Source organism: Flavobacterium sp. MK4S-17 (assembly GCF_009848495.1).
Lineage (GTDB): Bacteria > Bacteroidota > Bacteroidia > Flavobacteriales > Flavobacteriaceae > Flavobacterium.
On the sequence record NZ_WWEP01000012.1, the window covers coordinates 1 to 18984 of the forward strand.

General features: G+C 38.8%; 19 protein-coding genes. 16 read left to right on the forward strand and 3 right to left on the reverse strand.

Going from position 1 to position 18984, the window contains the following annotated elements:
- The 11 genes from GSF09_RS05445 to GSF09_RS05495 form a co-directional block, all read left to right on the forward strand.
- Window positions 1–970: T9SS type A sorting domain-containing protein (locus tag GSF09_RS05445; RefSeq protein WP_159799929.1), on the forward strand; the 970-nt coding region annotated here is incomplete at its 5' end.
- Between the two features lie 167 nt (window positions 971–1137).
- Window positions 1138–2226 carry an FAD-binding domain-containing protein gene (locus GSF09_RS05450; protein WP_159799930.1) on the forward strand — a complete coding sequence of 363 codons (1089 nt, stop codon included), beginning with the start codon at window positions 1138–1140 and terminating at the stop codon, window positions 2224–2226.
- Window positions 2207–2911: an SDR family NAD(P)-dependent oxidoreductase gene (locus GSF09_RS05455; protein WP_236564853.1), complete on the forward strand. Its 705-nt coding sequence runs from the start codon at window positions 2207–2209 to the stop codon at window positions 2909–2911. The genes GSF09_RS05450 and GSF09_RS05455 overlap by 20 nt, the downstream gene beginning before the upstream one ends.
- A gap of 2 nt (window positions 2912–2913) precedes the next feature.
- Window positions 2914–4341, forward strand: coding sequence for an SDR family oxidoreductase (locus GSF09_RS05460; RefSeq protein WP_159799931.1), 1428 nt, complete (start codon window positions 2914–2916; stop codon window positions 4339–4341).
- Window positions 4334–4612, forward strand: coding sequence for a TIGR03643 family protein (locus GSF09_RS05465; RefSeq protein WP_159799932.1), 279 nt, complete (start codon window positions 4334–4336; stop codon window positions 4610–4612). The genes GSF09_RS05460 and GSF09_RS05465 overlap by 8 nt, the downstream gene beginning before the upstream one ends.
- Before the next feature lie 4 nt (window positions 4613–4616).
- Window positions 4617–4760: a DUF2256 domain-containing protein gene (locus GSF09_RS05470; protein WP_159799933.1), complete on the forward strand. Its 144-nt coding sequence runs from the start codon at window positions 4617–4619 to the stop codon at window positions 4758–4760.
- Window positions 4744–6282 (forward strand): cryptochrome/photolyase family protein, encoded by a 1539-nt coding sequence (locus tag GSF09_RS05475; RefSeq protein WP_159799934.1) that lies wholly within the window; start codon window positions 4744–4746, stop codon window positions 6280–6282. Before GSF09_RS05470 ends, GSF09_RS05475 begins: the two co-directional genes overlap by 17 nt.
- 86 nt (window positions 6283–6368) lie before the next feature.
- Window positions 6369–7040 carry a TetR/AcrR family transcriptional regulator gene (locus tag GSF09_RS05480; protein WP_159800039.1) on the forward strand — a complete coding sequence of 224 codons (672 nt, stop codon included), beginning with the start codon at window positions 6369–6371 and terminating at the stop codon, window positions 7038–7040.
- A 4-nt stretch (window positions 7041–7044) separates the two neighbouring features.
- The gene (locus tag GSF09_RS05485; RefSeq protein ID WP_159799935.1) at window positions 7045–8718 is read left to right on the forward strand and encodes a peptidase domain-containing ABC transporter; all 1674 of its coding nucleotides are present in this window, start codon (window positions 7045–7047) and stop codon (window positions 8716–8718) included.
- Window positions 8711–10081, forward strand: coding sequence for an HlyD family secretion protein (locus tag GSF09_RS05490; protein WP_159799936.1), 1371 nt, complete (start codon window positions 8711–8713; stop codon window positions 10079–10081). The genes GSF09_RS05485 and GSF09_RS05490 overlap by 8 nt, the downstream gene beginning before the upstream one ends.
- A gap of 2 nt (window positions 10082–10083) precedes the next feature.
- Window positions 10084–11484, forward strand: a complete 1401-nt coding sequence (locus GSF09_RS05495; RefSeq protein ID WP_159799937.1) for a TolC family protein — start codon at window positions 10084–10086, stop codon at window positions 11482–11484.
- Window positions 11485–11496: 12 nt separating this feature from the next.
- Here the strand turns inward: GSF09_RS05495 and GSF09_RS05500 are convergent, their stop codons facing one another.
- Window positions 11497–12447, reverse strand: coding sequence for a cation transporter (locus GSF09_RS05500; RefSeq protein ID WP_159799938.1), 951 nt, complete (start codon window positions 12445–12447; stop codon window positions 11497–11499).
- Entirely contained in the window at window positions 12444–12878 is a 435-nt protein-coding gene (locus GSF09_RS05505; protein ID WP_159799939.1) for a transporter substrate-binding domain-containing protein, read from the reverse strand. Before GSF09_RS05505 ends, GSF09_RS05500 begins: the two co-directional genes overlap by 4 nt.
- Before the next feature lie 158 nt (window positions 12879–13036).
- Between GSF09_RS05505 and GSF09_RS05510 the strand changes: the two genes are divergently transcribed.
- From GSF09_RS05510 to GSF09_RS05530, 5 genes are all read left to right on the forward strand, one after another.
- Window positions 13037–13381 carry a hypothetical protein gene (locus tag GSF09_RS05510; RefSeq protein WP_159799940.1) on the forward strand — a complete coding sequence of 115 codons (345 nt, stop codon included), beginning with the start codon at window positions 13037–13039 and terminating at the stop codon, window positions 13379–13381.
- 64 nt (window positions 13382–13445) lie between these two features.
- A complete protein-coding gene (locus GSF09_RS05515; RefSeq protein ID WP_159799941.1) occupies window positions 13446–15821 on the forward strand; it encodes a TonB-dependent receptor in 2376 nt (791 codons plus the stop codon).
- Entirely contained in the window at window positions 15822–16154 is a 333-nt protein-coding gene (locus tag GSF09_RS05520; protein ID WP_159799942.1) for a hypothetical protein, read from the forward strand. It abuts the gene before it with no gap.
- A 54-nt stretch (window positions 16155–16208) separates the two neighbouring features.
- Window positions 16209–16976, forward strand: coding sequence for a DUF4625 domain-containing protein (locus tag GSF09_RS05525; RefSeq protein WP_159799943.1), 768 nt, complete (start codon window positions 16209–16211; stop codon window positions 16974–16976).
- Window positions 16977–17023: 47 nt separating this feature from the next.
- Entirely contained in the window at window positions 17024–17503 is a 480-nt protein-coding gene (locus GSF09_RS05530; protein WP_159799944.1) for a DUF4625 domain-containing protein, read from the forward strand.
- Window positions 17504–17620: 117 nt separating this feature from the next.
- Here the strand turns inward: GSF09_RS05530 and GSF09_RS05535 are convergent, their stop codons facing one another.
- Window positions 17621–18973, reverse strand: coding sequence for an NAD-dependent succinate-semialdehyde dehydrogenase (locus GSF09_RS05535; RefSeq protein WP_159799945.1), 1353 nt, complete (start codon window positions 18971–18973; stop codon window positions 17621–17623).
- Between the last annotated feature and the right edge of the window lie 11 nt (window positions 18974–18984).

Sequence of the window (18984 nt, forward strand, 5' to 3'; positions counted from 1 at the left end):
TACGGCTGCAACAGCAACAGGGCTTTCAGCAGGTACTTATACCGTAACGGTAACGGATGCCAATGGTTGTGAAGCTACGCAGTCATTTACTATTACAGAGCCTGCTGCTATTCTAATCAGTGCGCAACCTGAAGATGAAACAGTTGCAGCGGGTGGAAATGCATCATTTACAGTAAACGCATCAAATGCTGACAGCTATCAATGGCAGGTAAGTACAAACGGTACTATCTGGAATGATGTTGCTGACGGAGGTACAAACCCTGTTTATTCAGGAGCAACTACAAGTGAGCTTTCGCTTACCAATGTGCCTTCCAGCTTTAATGATTACCTGTACAGGGTGGTTCTAACCAACAACGGTACATGTACTGTTGAGTCTGAAACTGCATTACTGACTGTAAGCAATAGCCTGCTTGCTGCAGATGATGATTTCAGTACTACAGTAATCAATCAGGGAACCGGAGGCGTAGCGGGTGATGTTACCGGAAACGATCTTATGAATGCCAATCCTGTTAATGATGGTGATATTACTATTACCATTACAGATGACGGAGGCATGACAGGTGTAACAATTGACACCGATGGTAACCTTACAGTTCCGGCTACCGCAACACAAGGAAATTACACTATTGTATATTCAATTTGCGAAATTGGTAATGCTACAAACTGCAGCCAGGCTGAAGTAACTGTTGTTGTATCCCCTCCTCTGTCACGTGAGGACTTTTATAAAGGTGCAGTAACAGTTTACCCTAACCCTGCAACTACAGTTGTGAATATTAAAATTTCAGATATCTCAATGTTCAAAAATGTAACTTTAAGCATTTATGATATTAATGGCAGGAGGGTAAAAGAACAATCTCTTGCAGGTAATTTGGAACAGGTTGATATATCTTCGCTGGAATCAGGCGTATATATATTCAATATATCTTCGGATAAAGGAACTATTACCAAAAAAATTGTAAAGGATAAATAAAAATAAAGCCTTACAATAAAAGCCGCCCTAATGGGCGGCTTTTTTATTTAACCAAACTTAAAACATTCAGTTTCAACACTTGTTAAAATAATATTGTTTCTTGTTAAGGATGAAACAAATTATGTTTTGTTTAATTATTTTTGAAATATATTAAACAAATATTTTGTATGGTGTTTCCTGTTTTATATAATGAAATAGTTGAAAGGATAAAAGCTATTAATCCTGTAGCTTATGCTGAAACAAGGAATTATACAAATGGAAAAGTTTCCATGCTGTCACCTTATATATCGAGGGGTGTAATAAGTACATCCTATGTTTATAATGTTATACGGCAAAATTATACAGCAAAGGAATGTGAGGCTTTTCTAAAGGAATTGCTTTGGCGGGAGTATTTTCAAAGGCTGCTTCAGCATAATAAAAACAGTGACAGGGAAGCCTTTTATCCCGACACAAACACAAAAAAAGGTATCCCAAATGCAATATTAAAAGCTGCTACAGGCATTGCAGCTATTGATGTTGCCATAAATAATTTATACCAATCCGGCTATATGCACAACCATATAAGAATGTACACTTCTTCCCTTTGCCATATGGCGGGTTATAATTTCCACTCTCCCGCCCAATGGATGTATTACCAATTACTGGATGGCGATGTTGCAAGCAACTACAGTAGCTGGCAATGGGTTTACGGATTACTGACAGCTAAAAAATATATTGCCAACCAGGAAAATATAAACAGGTTTTGCGGCACGGAGCAGCAAAATACCTTTTTGGATAAAACATATGAGGAGCTTGAAGGAATAAGCACTATTACTGAATTTGAAGAAAACAGCATCATACAGTTTTATACTATTCTACCTGAAAAAAAAGAGGTAAACTTTAATGAAAAGCCTATAGCAATATATAACTCTTATAATCTTGACCCAATTTGGCATAAAGATGAAGACATTAACCGAGTACTGCTATTGGAACCTTCCCATTTTTCAATTTATCCTGTAAGTGAAAAGGTTATGGAATTTATACTTCAGCTTGCAGGCAATATAAATGGGTTGCAGGTTTTTACAGGTGAATATGAGGAATTAAAGCAACAGTTTCCAAACCACAAGTTCATTGCAAAGGAACACCCACTATTCAGTTATCCCGGAGCAGAAACAGAATGCAGGGAATGGCTTGCCCCGAAAATTGACAGTCAGTACACTTCCTATTCAAAATATTTTAAGTCAGTTAAAAATAATTATGATGAGTACTTCAGGTAATATTTACGTAATTGCAGGTGCCAGCAGCGGTATTGGTTTGGAGCTTGCAAAAAAACTTATAGGCAATAATATTGTTTATGGCATCAGCAGGACACCCGGCGCGTTAAAAGGCAATGAAAATTACAGGCATATCAGGCATGATTTTTTAAGTGATGCACCATTGCCGGATATAGCCGAAAATGTAAAAGGACTTGCCTATTGCCCCGGAAGCATTACCTTAAAATCTGTAGAGCGCCTGTCTGCCGCAGATGTTGAAAGGGATTTACATATAAACGCAAAAGGAGCGCTTACATTTATAAAAAAATACCTCGGCAATGTAAGAAGTAACAATAATGGCACTATACTTTTATTTAGCAGTGTGGCTGTACAGGCAGGGCTGCCCTACCATGCCAGTATTGCAATGGCAAAAGGTGCGGTGGAAGGGTTAACGCGTTCGCTGGCTGCAGAACTGGCACCCGGCATATCTGTAAATGCCATTGCGCCATCATTAACAAATACACCACTTGCAGCACAATTGCTAAACAGTGATGCAAAAAAAGAAGCCAACAAGCTGAGGCATCCTTTAAAATCTATAGGCTCAGCAGAGGAAATAGCATCATTTGCACATTACCTGATTACACAGCCTACATGGGCTACAGGCCAGGTTTTTGGGCTAAATGGCGGTTTAGGGACTATAATAAAATAATTATGAAAATATTGCTTACAGGGGCTACCGGATATATTGCCCAACGCTTACTGCCTGTACTCCTGGAAAAGGGGCATGAGGTGGTATGTGTAGTGCGCGATGCAAAGCGCTTTAACAGGAATAAGTTTGAAAATAAGAACCTGATAAGCATTATTGAGGCCGACCTTTTGGAAAGGGACAGCCTTAATTCCTTTCCTCAAAATATAGATGCTGCTTATTACCTGGTACACTCTATGAGTTCTAACGGTAAGTTTAGCAGACTTGAGGAAAAATCAGCACGCAATTTTGTTGGGGCGATTAATTCAACTTCTGCAAAACAGATAATTTATTTAAGTGGCATTATTAATGATAAAGAGCTTTCAGAACATTTATCGTCAAGAAAAAATGTAGAAGAAATACTGGGCAGCAGCAATGTGCCATTAACAACTTTAAGGGCAGGTATTATAGTAGGTTCCGGCAGTGCCTCATTTGAAATAATAAGGGATTTGGTAGAAAAACTCCCTGTAATGGTTGCCCCAAAATGGCTGCATACCAAATGCCAGCCCATAGCCATACGCAATGTTATAGAATTTTTATCAGGTGTATTGCATGTAGAGGAAACCTACAACAGGCATTTTGATATTTACGGCCCTGACATATTAACCTATAAGCAGATGCTTTTGCAATTTGCCGAAGTGCGCAAACTTAAAAGGCGTATAATAACAGTACCTGTTATGTCGCCCAGGCTTTCCTCCTACTGGCTTTATTTTGTAACCTCAACATCCTATTCGCTGGCAAAAAACCTGGTAAACAGCATGAAGATTGATGTGGTTGCAAACCAAAATGATTTGCAGGAAAAATTGGGTATAAAACTGATACCGTATAAAGAAGCCATAAAAATTGCATTTGATAAAATTGAGCAAAACCTTGTTTTATCAAGCTGGAAAGATGCCTTTGGAAAAAGCAGGTTATATAAAAGCCTTTCAAAGCACATAAAAGTACCGGAATATGGCGTTTTTGTTGACAGGAAAACAGCTAAAACCAATAACCCCGAAGTAGCTACCGACAGGATTTTTGCCATAGGTGGCGAAGCCGGCTGGTATTATGCCGACTGGCTGTGGAGTTTCCGGGGGTTTCTTGATAAATTATTTGGCGGAGTGGGGCTTAAAAGAGGACGCAAGAACAGGGCATTGATTTCAGCAGGCGAATCGCTGGATTTTTGGCGTGTATTATATGCTAACCGCGAAGAAAAAAGGCTTTTACTATATGCGGAAATGAAGCTGCCGGGAGAAGCATGGCTGGAATTCAGTGTAAAAAACGGCATTGTTACACAAACAGCCACCTTCCGCCCATTAGGGCTGGCCGGCAGGCTTTACTGGTATGCAGTACTACCCTTTCATTATTTTATTTTTAACGGCATGATTAATAAAATTACAGAGAAAAATGAATAGCAATTTTTCTGCGGAAGATAAAGACAGGATTATTGAAATGGCATGGGAGGACCGTACTCCCTTTGAAGCTATTAAATACCAGTTTGGATTGCAGGAAGATGAAGTGAGGGCTTTTATGAAATCAGAGCTTAAATTCAGCAGTTACAAACTTTGGCGCAAGCGGGTTGAAAACTGCAGGACTAAGCATGCAGCCAAACGCAACAGCAGTATTTCACGCTTTAAATGCAGCAGGCAAAAAAATATAACCGGAAATAAAATTTCCAAACGCTGAAAGTATGAAAAAGCAACATCTCCCTGTAAAAATATGTACTGTTTGCAACAGGCCTTTTGCGTGGAGAAAAAAATGGAGTAAAAGCTGGAATGAGGTAAAATACTGCAGTGAGCGTTGCAGGAACAATAAAAATGAAAAAAGTATATAATACATTACGCCTTATACTGGGCGACCAGCTTAATATAAATCATTCCTGGTTCAGTAAACAGGATGATTCAGTATTGTATGCTCTTATGGAAGTACGTACTGAAACCGACTATGCCTGGCATCATATTCAAAAAGTTACTGCCTTTTTTGCAGCCATGGAAAATTTTTATACTGAATTGAAAGCTGCAGGCCATGCAGTAACTTATTTAAAGCTTGACGATAAAAATAATGAACAGGATTTTGGTAAAAACTGTAGCATGCTTATCAGTAAGTACAGTATAAAAAACTTTGAATATCAGCTTCCTGATGAGTACAGGCTGGATGCTGCATTATATGATTACTGCAATAAGCTAAAAATACAATATTCGGTTACAGATTCTGAACACTTTTTTACGAAAAGGGATGATTTAAAAAAATTCTTCTCAGGTAAAAAATCCATAATAATGGAGAACTTTTACAGGGAGATGCGGCGCAGGCATAACATAATGGTTGAAAATGGAAAACCGGAAGGCGGGCAATGGAATTATGATTCGGAAAACAGGAAGAAGCTACCAAAAAACCACAAGCCGCTACCGCCTTACTTATTATCTAATAACGTAAGCACTCAGTATAAAAGGATAGAAAAAGCAGCTATTAAAACCATAGGTGAAATTGAACCTGAAAACCTGCTATGGCCTGTAAGCAGAAAACAATCGCTAAAGCTGCTGGATTATTTTACAGAAAACTGCCTGCCGCTTTTTGGTACCTTCCAGGACAGTATGCACACTTCAGAATGGTCATTATACCACTCCAGGCTTTCCTTCTCCCTTAATACAAAAATGATTTCGCCCCTTGAGGTTATTGATGCAGCCTTAAAAGCGTGGAAAAAAGACCGAAAAAATATTTCACTTAACCAGATTGAAGGGTTTGTAAGGCAGATTTTAGGCTGGCGCGAATTTATGCGCGGAATTTACTGGATGAACATGCCTGAATTTGAAAATAATAATTTTCTTAATCATAGAAGGCAGCTTCCAGAATGGTACTGGACCGGCAATACTAAAATGAACTGCCTGAAACACTGTATAAATCAATCATTAAAACATGCCTATGCCCATCATATACAAAGGCTTATGATTACCGGTAATTTTGCGCTGCTGGCAGGTATTCACCCTAAATATACCGATGAGTGGTACCTTGGTATTTATATTGACGCTATCCAATGGGTTGAACTGCCCAATACAAGAGGCATGAGCCAGTATGCAGATGGCGGTATTACAGCAACCAAACCGTATACAGGCAGTGCCAATTACATTAGCAAAATGAGCAATTACTGTGATGACTGCTATTATGACAAAAACAAAAAAACAGAAGACAAAGCATGCCCTTTCAACAGCCTTTACTGGAACTTTCATGACAGGCACAGGGAGAAACTTAAGGACAACCCGCGCTTAGGGATGGTGTACAGGCTATGGGATAAAATAAAAAATAAAGCTGATATACTGAATAAAGCAGATTATTATCTTAATAACCTGAATAATTTATAATAGTTCGATGAACAAAAGTTAAAAAATATTATTTCATTTTAAATTTAAAAGTATTACTATTATTTTTGTCAGCAAATGTTTTAATGATGAGAGTAATATTGTCTAATGTAAAATTAAGGATAAACGAAAATATTTACTTAAAAGATCCTGAAACCACCCCATTAGGCAGGAAAATTTTAAGCCAAAGTATTTTGCTTATTGACGAGGTAGGTTTTGAAGCCTTTACTTTTAAGAAACTGGGACAAAAAATACAAAGCAATGAAAGTTCTATTTACAGGTATTTTGAAAATAAGCATAAGCTTTTAATCTACCTCACCTCATGGTACTGGAGCTGGATGGAATACCGGCTGGTTTTTGAAACTGCCAACCTTGTAAATCCGCATGACAGGCTAAAAAAAACCATAACTTTATTTACCGAGGAAATTAAAGACGATATAACCACCGAGCACATAAATGAGTCAGTTTTACAAAGGATTATAATAACCGATTTTACAAAAACCTTTTTAACTAAAGAGGTGGATGAAGAAAACAAGAATGGCTTTTTCCAGATATATAAACGGGTTATTTTACGTATTTCAGGCATTATTAAGGAAGTAAATCCTGACTATCCTTATCCTGAAAGTTTATCAAGTAATATTGTGGAAGGTTCGCTTCACCAGCATTTTTTAGGGCAGCACATTCAAACAATAACAAATTGTAATAACTCCGTTTCACCTGCAGATTTTTATATAGATATGGTGTGCAAAATTTTAAAATAACAGTATGACTCCGCTAAAACGATTTTATAACTTACTTAAGCTTGATAAAAAGGATGTATATCAAATTTTTATATATGCAGCTTTTTCAGGGCTTATAAGCCTTTCATTACCTTTAGGCATACAGGCTATAGTAAACTTTATACAAAGTGGGCAGGCAAGTGTATCCTGGATTGTACTTATAGTAATTGTAACACTGGGTGTAGCCCTTGTTGGCATATTAACCCTTATGCAGTTAAGGATAACCGAAAACCTCCAGCAAAAAATATTTATCCGCTCCTCATTCGAATTTGCATACAGGCTGCCCAAAATAACGTTTAACGCACTGTATGATAAATATCCTCCTGAAGTTGCCAACCGCTTTTTTGATACCCTTACCATACAAAAAGGTACATCAAAGCTTTTGCTGGATTTTACAACAGCACTTTTGCAGGTAAGCCTCGGCCTTGTACTGCTTTCACTTTATCACCCCTTCTTTATAATATTTGGTGTGCTGCTTGTTATTATACTATATATTATTTTTAAATTTTCATTTCAGGAGGGCTTAAATACCAGCCTTAAGGAATCAACATTTAAATATAAGGTTGCTTACTGGCTGCAGGAAATAGCACGAAATAAAACAAGCTTTAACAGGGAAAAAAGCTTTGATTATGCCCTTACTAAAAATGACCAGCTTGTAAACAATTATGTTTCCTTCAGGGAAAAACATTTCAATATAATTAAAAGGCAGTTTTCGCAGCTCATACTGTATAAAGTTTTTATAACTGCGGGGCTTTTATCTGTAGGCGGATTTTTGGTACTCAGCGAAAAAATGAATATAGGCCAGTTTGTAGCTGCCGAGATTATAATATTATTAGTTATAAACTCTGTTGAAAAATTAATAATAGGATTAGAGACACTATATGACGTACTGACTGCTGTTGAAAAAATTGGTAATGTTACCGATATGGAGATTGATGAAAACAAAAAGAAATTAAAAGATAAGGCTCCTGAAAAAAACATAACTATTGAAACAGAAGACATGAGTTACAGGTATCCGGATAACGATACCGATATTATTAAGAAAATAAATTTAAAAATTACACCCGGCGAAAAGGTATTCATTACAGGGATAAATAATTCCGGGAAAACTACTTTAGTGCGCCTGTTTTCGGGTTTCCTGTCCCCCACTTCCGGCACTTTGTATATTAATGATAATATAATGAAAAGGGCCGAAAGGGAATACTATAAAAATTTTATGGGCATAGTAATGCAGGAAGACACGCCGTTTGAAGGTACATTATGGGAAAACCTTACCTTTAATAATCCTTATGTAAATGGTGAGGACGTAAAATGGGCACTTAATGCAGTTGGCTTAACCAATACTGTAAAAAGGCTGCCGCAGGGGCTTGATACCCCGGTAAATCCTGACGGAAGGCAGTTAACAAGGTCGGTTGTGCAAAAAATAATGATTGCAAGAGCTATAGTAAGCCGCCCAAAGGTTTTGATTCTTGAAGAACCTACAATAAGCATGGATACAGAGTCAGCACGAAAAATAATAGATTTTCTTGTAAGTGCCGAAAACAACTGGACAATTATTGTATCATCTGTTGATGACAACTGGAAAAAAGCCTGCAACAGGCAAATTGAAATGGATAATGGTGAAATTAGTAACGATATAAAAATAACCGGCAATGCTTAATATATCAGACAACAATCCTGTGCATGTAGAAAACGGTACAGATTATGAGACGATAAAAGTGCTTAACAGCAGGCCGCACTATAAAATCCTTAACAGGATAATAGGCTTTGTATGCCTTTTAAGCGTTATTGGGCTGTTTTTGCCATGGACGCAAAATATAAGGGGTACAGGTGCCGTAACTACGCTGAAGCCAGACCAGCGCCCGCAAACAATACACTCGGCTATTGCAGGGCGTGTTGAAAAATGGTATGTACAGGAGGGTGATTTTGTAAAAAAAGGCGATACCATTGTTTTTATATCTGAAATCAAGGAAGAATATTTCGACCCTAATCTTGTAGAAAATACAAAACAGCAGGTAGACGCTAAAAAAATGGCGAGCGAATCCTACAGCGATAAGGTGGGAGCCCTTGAAGGGCAGATACAATCGCTGCGCACAGAACTGGGACTTAAACTTGAGCAGGCAAGGAATAAAATTAAACAGGCGCAGCTTAAAGTTAAAAGCGACAGTATGGACCTTGCCGCTGTTAAAACACAATTAACCATTGCACAAACACAGTTTGACAGGGCAGTAACTCTTAACAAAGACGGACTTAAACCATTAACAGAAGTAGAGGAAAAAAGGCTGAAGCTACAGGAAGCCCAGGCAAAAATAATTACACAGGAAAATAACCTTCTGGCATCTAAAAATGAACTGATAAACGCCAAAGTAGAAATAAACCGAATAGGTGCAGAATACACCGAAAAAATATCAAAAGCCAGCAGTGATAAATATACTGCGCTAAGCAGCCAGTATGATACTGATGCACAGGTTACCAAGCTGGAAAACCAATATGTTAATTACAGCATACGCAATGGGCTGTATTATATAAAAGCACCACAAAACGGCTATGTAAACAAAGCCCTGCTTAGCGGTATAGGCGAAACCATTAAGGAGGGTACGCCCATTGTAAGCATAATGCCGGCAGGATATGACATTGCCGTAGAAACCTTTGTTGACCCTATAGATTTACCTTTAATTAAAAAAGGCAGTAAAATAAGGATTTGGTTTGACGGATGGCCAACCATAGTATTTTCAGGATGGCCTGGCATATCTTACGGTACTTTTGGGGGGCGTGTAGTGGCTATTGAAAACTTTATAAGCCCAAACGGCAAATACAGGATACTGGTTTCACCCGATAAGGATGAAGAACCCTGGCCCGAACAGCTAAGTATAGGTGCCGGGGCACAAACCCTCGCCCTGCTTGATGTTGTACCGGTATGGTATGAAATATGGCGAAACCTTAACGGCTTCCCCCCTAATTATTATACCGCTCCCGGTATAGATAAAACAGCGGCAGCAACTCAAAATAACAGCAAAAAATAAGTATGAAAGCATTTTATATACTTATAATTTCACTGGTTTTTGCAAAAGCCCCGGTTAATGCACAGGAGTTTCAGCAGGATGTGCTTAGCTTCAGGGAGTATTTGGGGTATGTAAAAAAATATCATCCCCTTGTAAGCCGTGCCAACCTGGAAATTGATAAGGCGCAGGCGGGGCTGATGGAAGCCCGTGGCGGCTTTGACCCTAAGATTGAAGTGGATTTCGATAAAAAACAGTTTAAGGATAAAGAGTATTACTCTATTTTAAACAGCAGTTTTAAAATTCCCACCTGGTATGGTATAGAAATTAAGGCCGCTTTTGATAACAGCGAAGGTATTTATGTAAATCCGCAAAATACCACACCAAACCAGGGGCTTACATCATTAGGCGTAACTGTGCCCGTTGGGCAGGGATTGTTTATAAACCGCAGGATGGCCGACATAAGGCAGGCAAGGCTGCAGTTACAGCTTAGCGAGTCGCAGCAGCGTTTGGCAAGCCTGGAAGTTTTATATAATGCTTCACTTGCTTATTTTTCATGGTTAAGGCATTATAACGAAGTTGAAATGTACAGGGAATACCTTGATTATGCCAAGGTGCGTTATAACGGCGTATTGAAGTTGATTGAACAGGGTGATAAACCTGCCATTGACAGTATAGAAACAGGTATATCGGTAAAAAACCGGGAACTGGGGCTTGAAAATGCAATACTTAAACTTAACAAGGCACGCCTTGAACTGGCAAACTACCTGTGGATAAACGGTACACCTGTTGAGCCTGCAGAAAATTTAAAGCCAGAAATAAACCTGATGGAAAGTATTCCTGAAGTTTTAAATACAGCCCGGTCCGGAAACCCGGAAGAAATAATTGCAGGGCATCCTAAACTTAAAATGCTGGAAACAAAGATCGAAATGCTTAATATTGAGCGAAAGCTTAAAGCAAACTACCTGCTGCCAAAAATTGACCTTGGTTATTATTACCTTTCAGAACCTTCGCAATTTGATTCTTTCCGTACGGAAGATTATAAAATAGGGCTTAATTTTTCATTTCCTATTTTCCTGAGGAAAGAACGGGGTGCGCTTAAGCTGGCAAAACTAAAGTTGCAGGATACGCAATATGAACTTTTGCAGGAAAGGCTGCAGATTAAAAACAAGATTGATGCACAGATTACAGAACTGACATCGTTAAAAAAACAGTCAGGCCTGATTAATAACCTTGTGGATGATTACCGTAAAATGCTGGAAGCAGAGGAAAGGCTTTTTTCTTTTGGGGAAAGCTCCATATTTATAATCAACTCCCGCGAAAACAATCTAATATCGGCCATGATACAGCAAATATCGCTTGAAAACAGCTTTTTGATAAGTAATGCCGATTTATTCCGGGTGATGGCTGTTAATGCAGCTCCATAAAATTTATTTAAATTATTCCCATTCAGGTACTTCTTCAACTATACTTACTATAATTTCATACAGCTTCCAGTCAACGGCCTTTAAGTGCTTTACGGCGAGTTCCGCTTTTTCAGGAAGCTGTTCCATAATAACAGGCACTATAAAAACCTCGCCAAAAAAAACCTGTCCCTGCTCCCTCATCCGCACGGCTGAATCCTGTACCCAGTCCCACGCCTGTACTTCGGCAGCCAGTTTTTCTACAAGTTCTTCCTTTTTGCCTGTTTTCGTGTGCACAGGGTGGCGGTCCATTAAGTCCAACACAGCCGTTTTTAGCTGGGTAAAACCATCTTTTACAACAGATATCCCTATAAAAAGCGCAGCGGCAGCATCTGCCCACCACCAACCCATGCCTATGCCTATAATGCCTGCAATGGCTGCAAAAGCTGTCATATAATCGGCTTTTTGTGTATCAGCATCTGTAAACAATATTTTATTATGGAGATTTACCGAAATAGGTAATTTCTTAAAACCTAAAATCATGGCGGGTATGGCACTGTATAGTAAAACAAGTATCATAATCCAGCCCATCCATACCTGCCTGCCAAAAATTACTGTGCTGCCTATAGTGGCATGCTCAGCAGAAAAAAGTGTAATAACAGAGTCAACTACTATATAAATGCCCATGGCAAAAAGTGCCAGCGATCCGGCAAGGAATGCTATACCGAACACACTATGGTAGCCATAAGGAAAGTTTTTATTGGGGCTTTTGGCAAAGTATCTTGAGCCTATTAAAAAACTTATGCAGGGTATAAGCCCTAAAGCATCTTCAAGCGTTGCCGATTTCATTGCCTGTGATGTACCCATTACAATATACATGATTACTACTACGCTCAGCAGGTAAAAAAAAGTAATCCATTCCAGTTTTTTAGCCCTTTCAAATTGAGGTTTAAGTTCCTGCGGAAGTTCAAATTGCCTGATTTTCATTTCTTTTCTTTATAGTTTAACAGGTAGGTTTCAAGTTCATACAGCAGCTTGTTTTCGCCGCGTGCTACTAAAATGCAGTTATCGTTATCGGTATAAGTAGTGCTTAATCCTGCCTTTTCCTTCCACATAGTATTTTTCTTAAAGCCACCAACCATTATATGCAGTTTGTAATTTTCCATTTTCTTTATAAGTTCACTTTCAGTACCATAAATATAATGTACCTCTAAACCTTGTTCATCTGCAAACTCATTAATCATTTCTACCTCACTTCCTGCCGGCTCATCTGATACTTTAAAACTAAATGGCGGGTGGTGCACATAGCCAACTTTCAGTCCGCTGCTTTTGGCAGTAGCATAAGAATTTTCAGGGTCTTTAGGAAAAGAGCATGAGGCAAAACAAAAAAGGCTAAACAGGAAAAAAAATGTTTTCATTTTAAACAGTTTAAGTTCTGGAAAAAGACTGATTATCAAATTTAGCCACTATCGCTAAAATTTACTTTTAACATTATCACAAAATTTCTTACGTTAAAGGTGTAATTATCGCAACAGTATTGCATTATTGTAATTTTTAAATGTATCTTTGCATGCTTATGAAAAGGAAGTTTGCCTTATTAAACCTGCTGCTTATGGCTGTTGTATTGCTTACAACCGCCTATCAGTCTTTTCATGCTTTAAGCCATAGCAATCAATATGGGCACAGCCATGAAAAGCATGAAGATGAAAAAGTGAGGCATTTCGGCACAAACCATACACATGAACATGAGGATTGTTCAATCTGCGATTTTCACTTTGATTTTTTCGTGGCTCCACAGCAGTTTTGTCTTAGGCTTGATTTTCCTTTTCAGCAAATACACTACACTTTCAGCACTATAGAGGGTTCACCTTCTTTTGCCGGCAGCCTTTTTGCACACCGCGGCCCACCTGTACTGGTTTAAGAATATACCAACTTCTGTAATGGACAACATTACAGGTATGTATTTATTCCTGAACTGAATAATCATGAAAACATATTTAATATGCCTGTTGGCCCTGTTGGCAACAGGCGGATGCCTATACGCACAAAATACCCTTAGCGGTACTGTACAGGCTGTAACGAAACAACCTCTTGACGGGGCACATATACACATAGGGCAGTTGCATGCAAACAGCAGCCCTACAGGCTACTATGAAATTCATGGGCTCTCCCGTGGCAGTCATCGTGTTATAATTTCTTATATAGGGTATAAAAGCCTTGATACTATTATTACCATAAAAGAGGATATGGTATTAAATGCAAGGCTTATGCCTGTAAGTACCAAACTTGAAGAAGTTATAGTTAAAGCGGAAAGTAGTGCCGAAAAAAGCAGGAAAAGCACAGCATTAGGCACTGAAACCGTAAACAGCAATTATCTGCGCAAGAACAGGGGGGGCAGCCTTATGCAGTCGCTTGAAAATATTGGCGGTATAAGTGCAATAAGTATTGGTTCTGGGCAATCCAAGCCAGTGATAAGGGGGCTTGGCTTTAACCGTGTAGTAGTTACCGAAAACGGCATAAAACATGAAAGCCAGCAATGGGGCGCAGACCATGGGCTGGAAATAGACCAGTATTCAATAGGCAGTGTAAAACTTATTAAAGGGCCTGCTTCACTTTTATACGGTTCTGATGCTATTGGGGGCATTATAGAAATTGAAAAACCAAGGCCGCCACTACCCGGCACTTTAGGCGGCTCAGTTGAATTTACTGGCAAAACCAACAATAATTTATACGGCTCATCATTCAACCTGTTTGGCAGGAAGGAAAAACTATTTTTTGACGCACGTGTAACAGCTATTGATTATGCAGATTATAAAGTGCCTGTAGATTACATTAACATATATTCGTACAAGGCTCCGCTATATAAAAACAGGCTTAGGAATACTGCCGGCAATGAGCTTAACCTACATTTAACGGCAGGCTTTGTTTCAGAGGATTTATCTTCGGTATTTTATGTGAGCAATCTTAAAACCAAAAGCGGATTGTTTGCCAATGCCCACGGCTTGGAGCCAAGAAATGTAGATACCGGTTTGCACGATGCATCCGACAGGGATATCCAGAACCCATATCAGGATGTTAATCATTTTAAAGTTATTAACCGTACCAATTACAAAATGGGCAGGCATAATTTTGAAATGGAACTTGGGTATCAAAACAATTACAGGCAGGAATTTAGCGACTATATAAGCCATGGGTTTATGCCACCCGTTTATCCTGAAAGTATGACTATACCTGAAACTCTGGAAAGAGAATTCAGCAAAAATGTTTATTCGCTTAACCTACGCGATAGCTTTATAATTAATAGGCATGATTTAACCATAGGGTTAAATGCCGAATACCAGGATAACAATATTGGTGGCTGGGGCTTTATCATACCGGCTTATAACCAGTTTTCCACAGGAATTTTTGCTTACGATAAAATAGCTTTGTCCGAAAACCTGTTACTTTATTTAGGGGCAAGGTATGACTATGGCACTATTAAAACAGAGAATTATTTTGACTGGTTTACTACTGACGCAAACAGCACACCGCAATACCTGCAAAGGGCATTTGCCATGAAACGAAGTTTTGACAGCCCAAGTTGGGCTGTGGGGCTTAACTATAACCCCGGCAACTGGAATTTAAGGGCTAATGCCGGGCAAAGCTTCAGGATGCCTATTGCAAAAGAACTGGCTTCAAACGGGGTAAATTATCACCAGTTTAGCTATGAATTGGGCAATGCGGATTTAAGTGCTGAAAAATCATACCAACTTGATTTAGGTGCTACATGGCAGAATTATGGCCTGATGGTAGATGTATCGCCCTTTGTAAATTATTTCCCGAACTACATTTACCTTAACCCTACTCCTGAGTATGATTATGCCTATGGAGCCGGTAACCAGATTTTTAAATACACCCAAAGCAAGGTTTTGCGGTATGGCGGTGAAGTAAAAATAAATTACAGTTTTGCATCGCATTATACTGTTGGGGTTGTAGGTGAATATGTTTATTCCGAGCAGCAGTCAGGGCCAAAAAAAGGTTTTACGCTCCCCTTCTCCCCTCCGCCTTCAGCGCTGTTTAACTTTACCTATACTGATGATTTTAAAAATTTCAAAAATCTGTATGCAGGTATAGATTATAAGCTTGTTGGAGCACAAAATAATATAGTACCGCCTGAAAATAAAACTCCCGGATATAACCTGTTCAATTTTTCATTTGGGGGCGACATCCCTCTTAATAATAACCTTATCAATATAAATGTACAGGTTCAAAACCTGTTTAATGCAAGTAATTTAAACCATACCAGTTTTTACAGGATTATTGGTGTGCCAGATCCCGGCAGAAATATTATTATAACCGCCAAAATACCTTTCTCGTTTTAAATGCAGTCTAAAAGATACATAAAAGCTATTTATTCAATACTTATGGCAATGGTTTTCATGAGCCCTCAGCTACTGAACCCATTGCACATGGTTTTTATGCATCATCATGACAAACCTATTGTACACAATAAAACAGCTACACTTTCAGCCGATGAAATCCACTGTGCCTATTGTGATTTTCATTTCTTTCACTTTATAAATGAAACCGGTATTGAATACAATACACCTTATATACTGCATAACTTTAAAAAAGAAGCAGGCGTAAATATACAAAGTACGTTTAGCAATAATTTTTACGGCTCAAACTCCGGCAGGGCACCCCCTGTTTTATAAACTTCAGCATAGATACATAATACAATTAAAAGAATAACATTTATAACAACTTCAATGAAAAAATATATTTCAAAATTAACAACACTATTATCGCTGGTAGTAATTGCTCCATTAACATCATGCAGCAGCGATGACGATAACGGAACCATATCACCTAATATTGATATAACACTTACGGAGGTTGGCCATGGCGGCACACCGGCGCATGCCCATGCCGGGGAAGACCTTCACCTTGAGGCTGAAATAATAGCCAAAGCTAAAATTGCAAGCGTTGCAATAGAAATTCATAGTGAGGACAATAATGAGGCTCCTGAAATAACGGCTACATACAACGACTATAACGGCTTAATAAATGCTACATTCCATAAGCATATAGATATTCCTGCAACACAGCCTGCAGGTATGTACCACCTGCACTTAACAGTTACAGATATGGATGGAAATACTAAAACTGCCGAGACAGAAATCGAAATACTGCCTGCTGACAGTGAGGGCGAAATAAGCATTGCCCTAACGGAAATAGGCCATGGCTCAATTGGCAGTTCTCATGCGCATGCAGGTGAAGAAATGCATATAGAGGGTACAATTACATCAGTACATGCTATAGCAACAGTTTCCATAGAAATACATCATGAAACTAATGCCTCTGCGCCTGAAATTGAAGCAGAATTTACTAATTATGCAGGGCAGACCAATGTTAACTTTCATGAGCATATAGCTATACCGGCTTCACAGCCAACCGGGCCTTATCATTTCCACATCACGGTAACAGATGATGAAGGGCACACCCATACGGCTGAATATGAGCTTGAAATAGAATAATGGTATAATCTGTGCGGCGGTATGCCGCCGCACATAAATTTAAATTTATGAACAAAATAAAAATTTTAGGAAGCCTTTTTTTTATTGCGCTGGCCTTTAGTTGCAGCAGTGATGATTCATCCTCATCTGTAGATGATGTAAAACCTGTTATAGATACATCTGTTGAAGGTGCATTCCCTACCAGTTGTGCAACAGTTGCAAGAGGCCAGGTAATAAATTTTAAAGCCTTATTTAAGGATAATGTTGAACTGGGTGCTTACAGCATTAACATACACAATAACTTTGACCACCATTCCCATGACACAGAAGTTGGCTCATGCGAATTTGACCCTGTAAAAACCCCGGTGAATCCATGGGCTGCAACTTTCACCTATACTATACCTGAAAACAGTAAGGAATTTATTGCTGAACAGCAAATTACTATTCCTGAAGACATTGATGCAGGAGATTATCATTTTATGATACAGCTTACAGATGCACAGGGCTGGGCCACAATGAGAGGTATCAGTTTTAAAATTACAGAATAATAACTTTAGTGAAGTTTAATAACAAGAGTCCGATAATTCGGACTCTTGTTATTATTAACTCTATGCTTTAAGGTTTTTGTGCTATTAGCACACTTTGCTCTTTGCCTGAACAACCTTTTATTTTATATATACTGTTTTTACATTTACAAACTCCTTAATACCATTTTCTGCAAGTTCCCGCCCATAGCCTGAACGCTTAACGCCTCCAAAAGGCAAAGCAGGATCGGATTTAACCATTGCATTTATAAATACCGCACCTTCCTCAAAAAGGTGTACCTGTTTTTTTATGCCCTCAACATCTGTAGAAAAAACCGTTACCCCCAAGCCAAACGATGATTTATTGCTAAGTGCTACAGCTTCCTCAAATGAATTATATTTAATTACGGCAGCAACCGGGCCAAAAACCTCCTCTTTAAAAACAGGCATGTCAGTTGTAACATCAACCACTATGGCAGGCTTATAATAAGCATTTTTACGTTCGCCTCCTGTTAATATCCTTGCTCCCATTTCTACAGATTTGTTAACCTGTTTTTCCACATCTTCAGCAAGGTCAACGCGGGCAACAGGGCCTATTTCGGTTTCTTTATCCAGCGGGTTGCCATACTTTAAAGCTTCAACGCCTTTTTTAAATTTATCTACAAACTCATCATATACAGCCTCATGCACTATGAAACGTTTTGCGGCTATACAACTTTGCCCTGTATTTTGCATGCGTGCATTTACAGCCGTTTTTGCAGCCTTATCAATATCCGCATCCCTGCAAACAATAAATGCGTTGCTGCCGCCCAGCTCCAGCACAGATTTTTTAATTTCCTTAGCCGCAGCCGAAGCTACAGCAGCCCCGGCCTTTTCACTACCGGTTAATGAAACTGCTTTAATTATAGGGTTTTGGATTACTTTTTCAACCTGGCTGCCTGAAATTAAAAGGTTTTGGTACACACCATCCGGAAATCCGGCATCCTTAAATAAGGCTTCAAGGAGCTCCCCGCAGCCTGCTACATTGGATGCGTGCTTAACTACCACAACGTTTCCTGCTATAATAGCCGGTATGGCAAAGCGGAAAACCTGCCAGTAAGGAAAGTTCCAGGGCATTACACCCAGTATAACACCCAAAGGCTCATGCACAGTATAGCTTTCGGCAGCATCGGTTTTAATATGGCTGCCCTTTAGGAATTGTTCAGCATTTTCAATATAGTATTCGCATAAAAGCCGGCATTTTTTTACCTCGGCTACAGACTGCATAATAGGCTTGCCCATCTCTAATGTAGCTTGTTTTGCCAGCTTATCCTGCCCGGTTTTTAAACTAATTATTAAATTTTTGATAAATTTCAGCCTTTCATTAATATTAAATTTTTGCCATGAAGGTTGCGTTTTTTGGCTTAATTTTAACATTTGAATGACTTGATTATCAGTAAAATACTGATAATCAGCTAAAAAAGTTAAGTCGTAAGGATTGGAAATTGAAAACATTACTTACATTT